Source organism: Thermodesulfobacteriota bacterium, assembly GCA_034189135.1.
In the GTDB taxonomy this organism is placed as follows: domain Bacteria; phylum Desulfobacterota; class Desulfobacteria; order Desulfobacterales; family JAUWMJ01; genus JAUWMJ01.
In genome coordinates, this window is the sequence record JAXHVO010000115.1 from 38,704 (window position 1) to 53,603 (window position 14,900).

A 14,900-nucleotide genomic window follows, 5' to 3' on the forward strand; every position below is an offset into this window, starting at 1 on the left:
AAATTTTACTGCAGTCAAAAGCACGGGTTCTATTTTAAACGCCCCAAAAAATGAAAAAAGGGAAGGAAGTTTTCCCTTCCTCCCCTTTTATTTATCGTTCCAGTTACCGCTTATATCCAGATTTCAATTTTAAAGAATCTGAAGAACAGGAAGAACAGGGTAATGGCCAGAACGACCTTCAGAGTTTTTTCACTGAACAACTTCTGGACCCGGCTGCCCAGCATCCCGCCGGCAAATCCACCGATGATAATGGCAATCATCAGCCACATGTCCGGAAAGTAACCGGTCATCAGGTATCCGATGAATGCGCCGACACTGGAAAAACAGGTGCCGATGAGTGAAATCGGAACCGCCACGTACATGGGGAGTGCACCAAGCGTGGTCATGGCAGGCACCAGCAAAAATCCTCCACCGATTCCGAAAGATCTTGACACCACACCAATGGCAAGACCCAAAATGGCAAAAAGCAGGGGATTGATTTTGAACTCTTCGCCCCAGAACTTAAACCGGTAATCCGTAATGCCTGATTTTACCGGTTCAATCTTGCCCATCTCGACAGAAGTACCTTCAGCCTTGGCTTTGGCGACGGCTTCATTGAACTTCTTAACCATGGCTTTGATGTTTTTTCGTTTCTCCATGACCTTGGGCATCATTTCCCTCAAGGTCTGAATACCCATGAGGACCACCAGGACGGCCAGCCATTCCTTATACGCTTTCATGGGCAGGACTGCGGAAACATATTTTCCCAGCCAGATGGAGCCGATGAAAATGCCGACCCCAAAGGAGATCCCCACCGGCCAGGCCACTCGCCTTTCCTTTACGGCATATCGATAGAAAGACCCCAGGGGTGAGAACAGGGTTAAAGCCATGTTGGAGGGTTTCAGCACGTTAGCGGCATTGATGCCCACCGGACCGGCGGTATGGACAATCAATATCTGGAATGCTGCCATGAGCATGCCGCCTGCTGCTCCGATCATGGAAAAGTATGTTCCTACCAGTATCGCCCCGATGATAATCCAGATGGGGTTCATATAGCGAAATCCCTTGGTCAGCCAGAATCCGTTTTTGGCCACATTATAGGAACCGCTTTTTTCACCGTTGACATAAACGTCAAAAGCAGTGTCCGGTGGTGTATGGCGAAAAGTTTTAAATGAAGCGGTAAATTTGCCCGTGGCTTTATCCAACTTGATTGACGTGTTTTTATCCCAGTATTTGCCGCTTCCTTCGTCAGTGATGACGGTACGGGAAAAAATCGTTACCTTGCCCACCTTGCTGCTCTCTTTAACGATGGTGTTGATACCGTAATTAGACTCGTTGGCGTATTTAAGAAAATTCCACTGGTCTTCTGAATTGATGGGGCCCAACATGGATTTGGCTTCAGCATCCACATCGCCAAACTTCTTTTTCAGTTTGTACATGGTGGTGGAGTAAATTCCTCTACCCTTACCCAGGAGAACCGATGGGCCACCGAATCTCTTTTTGCCCTCTTTACCAAAGGCGTCCGGATTGGTAGTGAGCATATAATAAAGCGGTGGAATTTTTGTATCATTGTTAAACTTTTTTTTCTTCCCATCTTTTTTCAGCCTTTTGACTTCATGGGTACCGTTTGTATCCGCCGGCGAAAACATCTTCGATTGTGCAATGGCGATATACAGATCCTTGCCCGGTTCGATAGCCCCCTCTATGGTCACTTTGTCGCCGGCTTTGTATTCAGCAGCAGATATTGTCGTTCCCGCCAGTGTGGTGCCCGGAATTGCTATGACAATAGCAGCCGCGAAAAGTAACACGCTGAACAACGGTAAAAATTTTTTCATTGGTTCCTCCTTTTAAGGTTAATAAAATCATCTCCTAATTTGTAAAAACGACCCCCCTTTCTTTGGAAAATTTCTAAAAAAGTAACATTAACTTTAAGCGATTTAAGTTTTAACCAATTGATAAAATTTTATCTGCAATGGGCTTTAACCAAAAACTTAAACCCTGATGAATTCATTTGCTTAATTTAAAATATTTTATTGCCAGCAGTGCACCCAGTTCACTGCAAATAATACCGATTACCACAAAAAGAACAAAATCCGACTTGGTAAACAGATTTTCGTCAAACAAATAAAAAGAAGTGATACTTAAAATAATATAAGTGATGATAACGTTTAAAAAACCAGCGCCAATGGAGGATATTTGTTTATACTTTATGGCTTCCCTGGTTTTATCTACCAGGGAATATCCGGTCATTGCCGTATTAAATGCAATTATCCACGGTATAAACGGCACCACACGGTATGGCTCCAGGAAAACAGCCAAAAAGATTGTAAGGACTGCCGTGCCAAATATACCCGATAGTGTGCAATAAGCAAACTTACCCAGCAAAGGGGCCTTTCCCTTTAGGTCAATCATCATGCTCCGGATATAACCATATCACTTTAAATTATGGAGAAATAAGCAAGCTGTATGCCATTAACTGTTAAAAACAATCAATAAATTAATAATTTTTATAGATAAAGCGAATTAATAGTTTAAAATCAGTGTGATACAGAATTATCGATACTGATACATTAAGGCCAAAAAAAAATATTTGACCATTGGAGGAAGTTTAAATGTGAATAAATAATTTTGCACCCACCCATGATTTTTAAAATTAGGTTTAAATCGAATATGATATATTGGTGCAATTTTTTTTTATCAATGCATGAATTATATTGCGATTTCCTTCCAATATTTATTTTCAGCTCGGATTTGATACGGCAAAAAATAACGCGAAATGAACTCATCTTATTGAATTTAAATATTTTTTTAACATCCATGGCTGAATTGGAAGTATTTAAGTTTAACTTTTCTGCTGGTATGAATATTGCTTGTAATAGATGGACTATATGATGAACTCGTAAAAAATTTTTCTGGCCATTATTACGAGGAGTAATGCGGCGAAGCAGTCTTTTGATTTAAAATAGATGCAGTCAATGAGATTGTTTCGTTACTCTCACCATGACACGTGGCAAGACCCAGGGAAGTTATTTTGCCGAAACATTCATATTGAATTGATATTATTAGTATTTATCGATTAACAGCGGTCATGTAGACACAGTGGACTTCCTTCCCCCTGGGATGTCACTATCGGCGCACTTGGTTTTTTTACGAGTTCATCAATTTTACTACTTTTCTGCTTTTCACCGCACAATCTAGTTGTGAGTTATTTGGTTTTAATAAACTTCAAAAATATTATTAAGGAGGAGATTTTATGGATGTAGAGTATATGAATTCACGTGCAAAGAGATACCAGTTTCTTTCCACCCTTTTTCGTGACGAGATCTCTTTGGAGCTCATTAAGGCAATGCAACAGGATGAGTTTCTGGATGGGTTCAACGAGTCCGTCACCGGTTGCGGGTTTCTGGACTTGATAAATGGTGCGGAGGTGATAACCAGGTGTTTAAAAGACAATGATGCAGAAAAGCTTCAGAAAGAGCTTAGCTACGATTACGCGGATATCTTTCTGAACGCCGGTGTCAATCCTGTCTTTCCGTATGAATCCTGTCATGTGACCGGAGACCCGGTGGTGATGCAGAAACCTGTTTTTGAGCTGAGAGAATATTTCCATAAAGCAGGTGTTTCTAAGAATCCTGATTACAAAGATCTGGAGGAACACATTGCCGTGCAGATGGAGCTTCTCCGTTATCTCCTGGAAAATGGGAATGAAGATCTATACAGAGATTTTTTTAAAAACAAGTATACAAAATGGGTCTCTTCATTTTGCGACCAGCTTGTCGGATCCACCAAGACCGATTTTTATCAGGGTCTGGCCCACTTTACCCGGGGCGCCATGATGTGTGAGAGTATGAGGCTGGAGGGTTTTACCAGGGGCGAAGAGGTTACCAGAAAAATGGTTCCGGCCTGTGAATCACTTAACCTGGATCCTGCTTATTTTACCCTGGTTGAAGGCGCTATAGAACCGGAACCGGAAAAGAAAGTCCCCACTCACTGTTATACCTGTGGGGCACTCTGTGGCATGACGGCCAAGGTTAAGGACGGTATACTTATGAGTACTGGCGGTCTGCAGGGAGATCCGAAGGGGGGCGGCAGGCTTTGCCCCAAAGGTGCGGCAGCGGCCAAACATGTCTATTCGGCATACAGGCTTAAAACGCCTCTTATTAAAGAGGATGGCCGTTTCCGGAAGGCCACATGGGATGAGGCCTTAGATCGAGTGGTTGAAGGAATAAAGAGTATTGAGCAGGGTAAGCTAGGATATATGAGAGGCAATGATTTTGCCAACTCGATTCACGAGGCCCTGTTTGATCATTTGGGTTGCCCCAAGACCACCCACCGACCCATGTGCGACAATGCCAACCGCATGGCCAATGAGAAAAACCTGAATGACAAGAGACCCTGGATTAACTATCAGGAGTCTGATTATATTCTTCATTTCGGAATGAATGAGCTGGCTAGCTCCTACAGTCAACGCAAGACGGCGCAACTTCGTGCAGCCCTAAAACGGGGTGCCAAATTAGTGGTCTTTGACCCACGCCGCTCTGATACCGCGAAGGCGGCTACCGAATGGATTCCGATTAAATCGGCCACAGATGCTGCCGTTGCTTTGGGTATGGCCTATGTGATCATTAAAGAAGAAATTTATGACAAGGAATTCGTTGAAAGCTGGACTCACGGTTTTGAGGAGTTTAAGAAAAGGGTAATGGGTGATGAGGATGGTATTGCCCGCAATCCGGAGTGGGCAGGTAAGATAAGCGGGGTGCCGCCTGAAACTATTGAACGTATTGCCAGGGAATTCGCCATGGCCAAGAATAAGGGGTGTATCTCCTGGACCGGCCTGGCACAGGTCCCGAATGGAATGTATGGTACTGCGGCTATCCAGGCACTCAACGGTCTTTGTGGCACTTTTGATGCACCCGGTGGGCCGGCTCTGCCTTTCAAGCGCAAGCTGAAACCGGTCTGGGGAAATGGGCAGAAAAAACCTGCCGCCACAGATGCTCCCAAACTAAATAAGTTCGGCATCTGGACCGGTTGGGCGCCGGCGTATCTTCTAGAGGATGTTGAGGCCGGAAAGCTTAAAGGTATGATCAATTATTTCGGTGATCCGGTGCTTTCATGGGGGAACCAGGAGGCCATAACCAAGGCCATTGAAATGATGGATTTCAAGGCTTCGATTGAGGCATTTATGTGCAACACAGCGCTGCTTTGTGATGTGATACTGCCCGACACATCCTGGTTGGAGCAGAGCCAGGTAAAGGCTGACTGGCTCTATGAGGCCTTCATCGCCTATTATGCCGAGGTGGTAAAGCCTATGTATGATTCAAAACCCATGTGGCTGATAACAAAGGAACTGGCCAACAGGCTTGGTCTTGGCAAACACTTCCCATGGGACGACATTGAAGAAGCAGAGCGCAATCAACTTGCCGGGACTCCCTGGTCTTACGACGAGCTCAAGGACAAAGGATTTATCATCACCGACGAATCTGAGTACTATAAGTATAAGAAGTGGGGTTCCTTTAATACACCGGATGGCTATGGGTCTTCAGGTAAGACTTCTACGGGGAAGTACAATTTTTTAAATACCGTGGCTGAGGAAAAAGGCATAGACCCGCTTCCCGACTATAAAGAGCCTGATCCAGAGCTGGCACCGGATGATGAGTATCCTTTTATCTTTGGAAATTTTAGGTTTTTCGAGCATGAACACTCATCTACTTTCAACAACATTCAGCTTATGAAGATAAATAGCAGCAATCCTTTGTGGATCAACACGCTGGATGCCCAGGAACTGGGAATAGAAGAGGGTGACAAAGTTAGAGTAAAATCGCCATGGGGAGAGGTGGAAATAAAAGCCAAGCCTACATGGGGAATTATGCAGGGTGTCGTTGCTTCGGGCGGTGGTTTCGGACACATTCGCGGTCTGGAAGGCGATCCTAAATTTCCCCAGTTCGGCGGGGTAAATACGCCTGGGATTATGAAACCCAATTACACCGAAAAGGTGGGCGGCACGCCGTTGCTCAAGTATATAAAAACCAGGGTAGAAAAGATATAACTTGAAAAATTCAGTTTGCTTAAACGGCCGGGACAACTTTGCCCCGGCCGTTGAGTTAAAAAAAGAAAAGGCTATCTGCTGACAAAACAAAACGGACGAACCTGTAAGCGGGTTCATCTTAAATTACCTGATTTTTTCCTCTCTGAAGCCAGCTTTACCTATAAACAATTATCATAACGGCATCATCAGGATCAAAATGAGACGAAACATCAAAAACAGTAGGATATTGAGGATGAGGATAGCAAACACGCGGTTTTTATGATACGCATGTTTTATCGAAAGATAGAGAAATAAATGAGGAGTTAATAGATGGCCAAAATATTGGTATTAGATGATGTATTGGATGCAGGTAATCTGGTAAAAAGGATTTTGCAAAAAAAAGGCCACGAAGTATTTACCTTTACAGAAGAGGAAGATGCGCTGGATTTTACCAGATCCAATGAGATAGACCTGGCCATTCTGGATATCAAATTAAAAAAGATGAGCGGTATTGAGGTGTTGAATGAACTAATAAAAATAACTCCTTCAATACGTGCCATTATGCTTACCGGTTACCCCACCGTAGAGACGGCGCTGGAATCCCTGAAGCTGGGAGCAACCGAATACTGTGTTAAGCCGTTGGATAAGGAAGAGTTGGAGAAAAAAGTGGAAAAGGTATTAAAAAGCGAAAAACCGGTTTTCAAGTGAAAAGACTCGGTTTAAGGGTCACGATCAAGGATGCGATTTTTCATAATGCTCGGATAGATAACCCCCGCAAACTGTAAATCAAACACCTGAAGCAACCTTCAGACCAACCCAACCCATTTTCAGCTAACAAAAGGTCATCCATAGACCTGCCTTTTGGTATGATTTGCCCAAAAGGACCCACCCTGCCAATCTCAAAATAACCTTGCCAAATTGCTTTATTAATGCAATGATATTAATCCGGTATCCAAGGATAATCTGCGGTTTTGGGACATGTAATCGATGAAGAAAAGATTGTTCAGCCCGATATTAATCTTGATTTTATTGCTGGCAGGATGCGGTCAGGAGCAACCTGCCCAAAGGATAGACCTGAGCAAAAGAGAGAAGGTTATTTTAAGGGAAGATGAAAATATCATCACCTATGCGTATCTCCCCCAATATTCACACACTGTCTCTTATCACCGGCATCATTTATTGGTTGAGTACCTGAGAAAAGAAACAGGACTGATCATAAAGCAGATATTTCCCGATACGTTTAACGAGCATGTCAAAATGGTGGGGCAGGGAAGAATTGACATTTCCTACTCAAACCCGTTTATCTATATAAAAATAGCAAATACATACGGTGCCCATGCCTTTTCCCGTGTGGTTGAAATGAATAACAGGAAAAACTTTCGCGGGCAGATTATTTGTCGCGCTGATAACAGGAGCATTAAAAGCATTGCCGATTGCCGGGGAAAACGATGGATTGCTGTTGATCGAACTTCTGCAGGCGGTTATCTCTATGCCCTGGGACATTTTTTTGAACATGGCTTAACGAAAGCGGATTTCAGTGAAATTGCCTTTTCTCCCGGTCCGGGTGGCAAGCAGGAAAAGGTGGTTCTGGCCGTTTATGCCGGGAAATACGATATCGGTACCATACGGGAAGGAACCTTGAACGTGGTTTCGGACAAAATTGACATCAACGAAATAAGAGTGGTGGCCAACTCTCGATGGTATCCCGGCTGGGTCTATGCAGCGCGAAAAGATCTGTCGCCTGAAATAGTGAAAAAGATCAAACGGGCCCTGTTGAAACTCAATTATAACGCCAAAGAACACCGAAAAATACTGCAGACAGCCAAAATCATGGGGGTCATATCTTCCGTGGACCAGGATTTTAATCCGGTTAGAAAATTGGCAGCCAACTTGGGTATGGGCTTTTAGCAGCTTATAAGACTTATTTTAGTGTTTATTGGTGGAAAAATAAGTCATTGCGATTCCTGAACGGTTAAAGAACTGGAATAGCCTTTGCTGGCGGCAGAAAAATTCATATTCGAGTAATATGTTATGAAACTCGGTTTTCAGAGCAAAATTTATTTAGGTCTTTTTTCCCTGCTTTTGCTTCTTGGAATGGTCATCCTGTTTGTCGTCAGCATGATTATGAAAGAAGCGCTGCTGGAGGAAAATCGAAATCGTGGAATTTCCATCGGGAGTATTCTGGCAGCCCGTATGGCAGAACCTGTGTTGGCGGTGGACTTTTTGCGCATGAAAACGCTGGTGGATGAAACCGTCCAGTTGAGTGATGATATCTTCTATACCTTCGTTCTGAATGACATGGACAAACCCCTTGTGCATACTTTTAAGGGAGGTTTTCCTGTTGAACTGAGAGAAGCAAATACGGTTTCCAACACTCAGAAATACAGTGCCCGCCTGCTGGATACAGGCAAACAGCTTATTTACGACTACGCCTTTCCCATTATCATTGACGAAGATCGTTTTGGAACTGTTCGGATCGGTTTACTTAGGACCAAAATCCAGGAAGCGATCTATCGCCTGTGGTGGAGTACCTTCCTGTCAACAGGAATCGTCATTATTATTGCTATTTTCGTAGGCACAGCTGTGGCTGTCTCTGTCACCCGCCGCGTCAAAATCCTTCATAAATCTTCGGAACAGGCCCTTATGGGAAACCTTGATATTCAGACCGCTCCGTTACTCAAAAAAAATTGCTGGGAGATTATGAAGTGCAATAAAAAAGAATGTCCGGCATACGGAGAAGTTTATAATCGCTGCTGGTACCTGGCAGGGACTTTATGCCCTGACTGCATAGGGGGTGATTATGCCCAAAAAATAGAAAGCTGTAAAAACTGTCAAGTTTACCATGAGTGCGCCGGTGATGAAATCCAGAGCCTGGCAGAAAGTTTCGATACCATGGCCCTGTCTTTAAAAACGCATCTGTCCGAACTGCAAAATTCTGAAAAAATATTGAAAGAACAGCGCCAGCTTCTCAAGACTGTACTGGATGCCACACCCGACTTCGTTTCATTGCAGGACATCAATTCGATTTACCTGGCGGCAAACAAGTCTTTTTGTGATCTGGTCAGTAGAGGGGAGCAAGAAATTATCGGCAGAACCGATTACGATCTCTTTCCTAAAGAACAGGCGGAAAAATACTTGAAGGAAGACCGCAGGATTCTGAAATCGGGCAAACCAATGGTTAAAGAAAACAGTATTACCGGCCCCAAGGGCAGCAGATGGCTTCACATGGTTAAAATTCCAGTTTATGAGGCTGACGGGAAAATTGGGGGACTTTTATGCAGCGGTCGTGATATTACAGAATTCAAACGGATTCAGGAACAGCTTTCCCATGCCCAAAAAATGGAATCCATCGGCCAACTCATCGCCGGTATCGCGCATGAGATCAATACCCCGATGGGTATCATTTTAGGATATGTGCAGCTTTTGCTCGAGGAAGGAGATTCTAACAGTCAGGCTTATAATGATCTAAAGATAGTCGAAAAACAAACCAGGATTTGCAAAAAGATTGTATCAGACCTGTTAAGATTTTCCCGTCGCACCAAAAGCACCATGAGTCCAATAAATATAAACGATACCATAGAAGACGTCCTTTCTGTGGTGGAACACACGTTCAGTCTTGACCGGGTTTCCCTTGTCCGACGGCTGGATCCTGATTTGCCGACTATGATAGGAGATAAGGAAAAGATTAAACAGGCAATTATCAACCTGGTAAATAATGCGTTTGATGCCATTCGTGGTGATGGTATGATCACCATCTCAACACACTATAATGTTCAGCTTGATGAGATAATTATAAGCGTTCTCGATACAGGAGAAGGCATTCAGCCTGAAGAAATTGACAAAATATTTGATCCTTTTTATACCACCAAGCCTGTAGGAAAGGGGACCGGTCTCGGTCTGGCGGTTACTTTCGGTATCGTTCAAGAGCACAACGGAAAGATAGAGGTCGAGAGTCCGCCTTCGTCTGAAATAAACAAAGAAGGAAAAATTACCTCAGGTACACTTTTTATTATACATTTGCCGGTATCGAATAAAAAACAAAAAATAGAGTTCGATCATGTCGAACATATTGGTGTTGAATGATATATCAGGTGATGTAACTTGAACCAGGCGCATGCTGAAACAAACATACGTTTTTCCATTTTATTTAGCTCGGTTCGACCGGGGAATCGCCTATGGGCCTGTCACCATACTTATCAATCCTGTCTGGAAATAAACGTACGGCAGCTATCTCGCTTCAATTGGTTTTGAGCCAGCCCCAGGGGACTGAATCCCACGGCGGCGTTGATCGTCTCTGCCTGTATCGGTTAAACTGAGAAGATAGGGGGCGTGTAAGACATTGATCTTATTTATTAAGTATTGCAACAGGCCCATAGGCGATTCCCCGGTCGAACCTTATGTTCCATGCTTCGTTGTGCCCAGTCAGATATGAAAATTTATGAGAATTATTTTAATCAGCTTCATTTTATTCAAAGCCAAGACTGAAGAATTACCGATGAGGCGTTGCGATGGGGCTCATTATTTTTTCTTGACACAGAAGCACTTTTACCGCTAATATAGAAGACACTATTTAGTAATAATTTTAAGTATTTTAACCATACAGGTGTTCAATGGATATCGCTTCTACCGACCTGGCAAAGATGTTTTTTAGAAAAGTTACTCCGGCAAATAGCAATGAAATTCGGATTAATGCAGATATGATTCGTCTGCTTATGGTCATTGATGAAAACAAGGACCTTCTTCAAATATCCAGAGAGGTTGGCATGGATATCGCCATGTTGAACCAGATACTGTCAAAACTGCTTAAGCTAAAACTTATTGAACCGGTTGATAAAAAGAATCGATTTCTCAGCAAAAAATTTCTTGAGGATTTACGATTAAATCTGTCGAAGGCAATTGGGCCCATGGCCCAGATTTTAATTGAGGATACAGTTAATGAAATGGAATTAAAAATGTCTGAAATACCCGGGCACCAGGCTGCAGAGCTGGTTAGCAATATAGCACGTGAGGTCCCGGAAGAAAATGAGCAAATCGAGTTTAAAAAAACCATGATCGAGATAATGAGAAAAAATCGATTGTAGGGCAGAGGGATCGAAATATGATAGAAGTGACCTGTGATCAGTGCGGGAAAACATATAGAATAAATGAAAATAAAATCAAAGAGGAGACGGTCCGATTAAAATGTAATGCATGCGAAAATATACTAACGGTATCCAAATCAAAGCCTGAAGCCTATGTGGAATCTTACCAAAGTTTTGCTGAACCATCCCGGGAAGAAGAAAGATCACCGACTTCTGCTAAGAAAAAAATTTATTTTAGTTTTTTTGCAAAAATCATTATTGTAATGCTGCTGGTCAGCCTGATCCCCATGGCAGTTTTCTGGGGAGTCACCTTTAAAGAAACCAGCGTTAGAATAAAAAATGACACGCAGCTTCTCATGTCCCTGACCACGCAGGTCCTGGAAAACCAAGTAAATAGTTGGATTGATAATAATATATGGGTGCTTAAATCTGCAGCAAAGCTCCCATCCGTTATTTCCATGGATCGTCAAAAACAGGAACCTGTTTTACAACAAATCCAAAAAAAATACCCATATATATATTTGGCCTTCACTGTGGGTCCGGATGGAAGCAATGTGGCCAGAGGTGATGACGGACCCTTGAAGTATTATGGGGACAGGCAGTATTACCAGGAAATCATTGACGGGAAAAAACTTAGCTGGCAGACCTTAATCGGTAAAACCTCCCAAAAGCCGGCTCTGGTCCTGGCAGTTCCCATTATGTCCCAAGATAAACTGGTCGGTGTGATGGCCGCCGCAATGACCGTTGACGAAATATCGAAGTATATCGCGAGGTGGAAAAAGGGGAAGACCGGTTTTGCCTTTTTAGTGGATAATAAGGACAAAGTGGTGGCTCACCAGATTAAGCAGTATGCTTCAAAATTAAAAAAAATAAGCTCCCATCCCTTGGTGGCAGCTTTTCGAGAAGAAGGCTGGACAACCAAAACATTCGGATTTAAAGATGAAAATAAAAAGGAGTATGTCGGGCACATCAGGGGAATTAATTATGGCTGGGCAATTGCAATTCAGCAGGAAGAACAGGAAGTTTTTGCCGATTTAAGGCGAATGCAGAGGTTTGCCCTTATTTTACTGTTCACCACTGTGGTGATCGTGTTGTTAATTGCATGGATCTCAGCCAGAGCCGTTGCCACACCCATCAAAAAATTAACCGAGGTGGCTGAGCGCATGAGCTTGGGAGATCTGAATATGAAGATCAACATTTCGTCTAAGGACGAAATCGGCTTGCTGGCACAGGCAATCAAGCTGATGCAAACCAGCCTGCGCCTTGCGATGGAGCGGCTGAGGCAAAAGCGATAAAGAAAAAACGCTTTCTTCCTTTCTTTGGATTTACCGAAGTCCCAAATCCCAGTTCCACATCCCCGGTCTTTCTTTTAATTTGATCCCTTTAGGCAGGGGTTCATGCAGGTGCACAAAAAGACGATATCCTGCTTTTTTAAGTGCATCCTTTTTTTTGCTGATATCGAGTTTCCAGTTGGGATAGACCCAGAAATCGGGGCCATAGCTTCTGCCCCAGGCCTGCTCTCCTCTGGGGCTGGTAAAAAGTTCCTTTTCCCTTATATTCTTTGACATGATCCTTGAAATACAGAGGGGCCAGTGGCCTGACAAAACGATACCTAAAGGAAGTGGGCTTTGTTGGGGCAGCGTTAAGTAGTCCTTACCACTCAGCTCAGGACTGACAATGGCTCCTGAAAACCCGAGAGATATCAGAGCACCTATGGACAGGGGGTTGGTCAGGTTGCAAAAGGGGCCGGCCCACAGGCTAAGACGGTTGCCTGATTTGCTGTTTTTAGCCATTCCGCTAAAAAAGGCCTTCTGCCAAGGGGCGTTTAGTATAAAGTTCCGCCCTCCCCTTTTAAGAGCAAGGGTAACCAGAGATTTTAAGTCATTTTCTCCTTCCGGCCAGACTGTCGGCGGAAGGAACCACCAGGTTTTTGGATAAAGACGGACAGACATCCCCCTATGGGACTGATCAGAAATCCAGCAACCCGTTTCCTGGCCTTTGGGCCTATGCTTTACAGGTACTCTGTATATGTTTATTTCACATAAGGGTGTTTTTTTAAACGATTTACGGGGGAGTCCGGCTTTTGTTTCGCTGAGATTTACCTGAGATGCCGGTATATCAGCGAGTTTTTTTTCAAGTCCGGCCAATAGCTCTTTGAGTGGGTTCTCTTTCCTGTCTGTAAGAAAAACCGGGGTGGCTTTGGCCGGCCTTTTTTTCCTATTAAATTTCAGATAAAGCCGTCCCCTGGTGGGGACATATTTACTTACGGTCTGGACGGCGTGCCAGGGCTCATCTTCATAACCCAAACGCAGGGTATCTCCCTGAAAAAGTTCCACTTTTGGAATAAGATAAGGCCTCTTGTCGCCCCCCTGAAGTTTGCCTAACAGAAGCCCAGATCCGGTCTGTTCTCCCACCTTAACCGGATTTTGGGGTCTTTGAGGCAAAAAATTATAATGGGTGCCTGTTCTTCCCAGTGAAAGCTGAAGAAGACCTAAGGCAAATTTCTTTTTTTCAGGATTGCTGCCGAAATCTCTCATAATTCTGTATGCCCTAGCTGTGTGATAAACATAATGGGGGCCTTTTTTCCGGCCTTCAATTTTCCATGCCCGCACTTGGGGAATTGATAAAAGAACCTTGGATAGAACATCAAGAGAAAGATCCTGACAGGAAAAAGATCTTTGTTTTTGGCCCCTCTGGGTATAGATCCTCCTGCAGGGCTGGACACATCTGCCCCTGAGACCGCTCTTCCCTCCCAAAAAACTGCTCCAATAGCACCTTCCTGAAACGCCGTAACAAAGTGCTCCATGGACGAATACTTCAAGCCCAAGGCCATCCGGGCAAGCCTTGGCAAGAGCTTTAATTTCATCAATATTAAGCTCTCTGGGGACGACCACCCTGTCGATTCCGAATTTTTTTCGTACAAGATTTAAGGCGGTCGGAAAGCTCACATGGGCCAGCGTGGACAGGTGAATCTCACCGGTAAAACCGGCCTGTCTTGCCAAGGACACCAGTGAGAGGTCCTGAATGATCAGGCCGTCAGGTTTAATCCACTGGCTGAGAACATTCAAAAAATCCGCAGCCCTGTTCAAATCAACAGTCTTTAACAGGGAGTTGAAAGCAATATACACCTTAACTCTTCTGACATGGGCCAGTTTAGTAAGACGGTCAAGTTCCTCAAGGCCAAAATTTTTAGCCTCCATTCGGGCTGAAAACTGTTTCATTCCACAATAAACAGAATCAGCCCCTGCCGCCAGCGCGGCCAGAAAAGAGGCTTTGCTTCCTGCAGGGGCAAGAATTTCGGGGACCGGATGACCGGTATCCGCTTTTTGATTCCGGATAATGGGTAAATAGTTCATAGGTTACTTTGTTGACGTTTACCAGACGTTGAAATTAGAAATCAGAAATTTAAAAGCCCTGAGAGTACTCCCTGACGGCGCTTCCAACAAAGAGAGATGTAACGGAATTTTCTTGACCGGTTTCTCTCGGTTTTTGAAAATGTCGTGGGTTATGAGTTATAGTTGTTGACAAATTGTATTAATTATGTGTTAATTAATGTATTTACTGGACACCGGATTGAAAATCATCTGGGTTAATTTTGATGAACCAATTTCAAAATGCCCCCTTTTGGTCGATAGTTGCATCAGACTAAAATTTTATATCTCAAAATAATGATTAAATTCATATGGTTAAAACGCCTCCGGTGGGTCGTTTTCCTTGATCTCGTATAGATAAGCGCAGAATACGAAATTGAGCATATTGAAACTGCCTGATGATTCCCAGTGAAAAGCCTTATTTTCCCATGCTAGCATAAAATG

9 protein-coding genes are annotated in these 14,900 nt (G+C 43.7%); 6 read left to right on the plus strand and 3 right to left on the minus strand.

From position 1 onward, the window contains the following. Nucleotides 1-110: 110 nt before the first annotated feature. Nucleotides 111-1,814 (minus strand): sulfite exporter TauE/SafE family protein, encoded by a 1,704-nt coding sequence (locus SWH54_16670; protein MDY6792900.1) that lies wholly within the window; start codon nucleotides 1,812-1,814, stop codon nucleotides 111-113. A gap of 172 nt (nucleotides 1,815-1,986) precedes the next feature. Beyond that, nucleotides 1,987-2,394 (minus strand): hypothetical protein, encoded by a 408-nt coding sequence (locus tag SWH54_16675; protein ID MDY6792901.1) that lies wholly within the window; start codon nucleotides 2,392-2,394, stop codon nucleotides 1,987-1,989. A gap of 838 nt (nucleotides 2,395-3,232) precedes the next feature. On the opposite strand from SWH54_16675, the gene SWH54_16680 reads away from it, so the two are divergent. The 6 genes from SWH54_16680 (at nucleotide 3,233) to SWH54_16705 (ending at nucleotide 12,380) form a co-directional block, all read left to right on the plus strand. Further along, entirely contained in the window at nucleotides 3,233-6,025 is a 2,793-nt protein-coding gene (locus SWH54_16680) for a molybdopterin-dependent oxidoreductase (protein ID MDY6792902.1), read from the plus strand. A gap of 309 nt (nucleotides 6,026-6,334) precedes the next feature. Beyond that, a complete protein-coding gene (locus tag SWH54_16685) occupies nucleotides 6,335-6,712 on the plus strand; it encodes a response regulator (protein MDY6792903.1) in 378 nt (125 codons plus the stop codon). 279 nt (nucleotides 6,713-6,991) lie between these two features. Continuing rightward, the gene (locus tag SWH54_16690; protein MDY6792904.1) at nucleotides 6,992-7,912 is read left to right on the plus strand and encodes a phosphate/phosphite/phosphonate ABC transporter substrate-binding protein; all 921 of its coding nucleotides are present in this window, start codon (nucleotides 6,992-6,994) and stop codon (nucleotides 7,910-7,912) included. Between the two features lie 123 nt (nucleotides 7,913-8,035). Continuing rightward, the gene (locus SWH54_16695; GenBank protein MDY6792905.1) at nucleotides 8,036-10,087 is read left to right on the plus strand and encodes an ATP-binding protein; all 2,052 of its coding nucleotides are present in this window, start codon (nucleotides 8,036-8,038) and stop codon (nucleotides 10,085-10,087) included. A 527-nt stretch (nucleotides 10,088-10,614) separates the two neighbouring features. Next, a complete protein-coding gene (locus SWH54_16700; GenBank protein ID MDY6792906.1) occupies nucleotides 10,615-11,085 on the plus strand; it encodes a hypothetical protein in 471 nt (156 codons plus the stop codon). Between the two features lie 17 nt (nucleotides 11,086-11,102). Beyond that, nucleotides 11,103-12,380, plus strand: a complete 1,278-nt coding sequence (locus SWH54_16705) for a cache domain-containing protein (protein ID MDY6792907.1) — start codon at nucleotides 11,103-11,105, stop codon at nucleotides 12,378-12,380. A 30-nt stretch (nucleotides 12,381-12,410) separates the two neighbouring features. Here the strand turns inward: SWH54_16705 and SWH54_16710 are convergent, their stop codons facing one another. Continuing rightward, the gene (locus SWH54_16710) at nucleotides 12,411-14,441 is read right to left on the minus strand and encodes a peptidase U32 family protein (protein ID MDY6792908.1); all 2,031 of its coding nucleotides are present in this window, start codon (nucleotides 14,439-14,441) and stop codon (nucleotides 12,411-12,413) included. Nucleotides 14,442-14,900 lie beyond the last annotated feature (459 nt).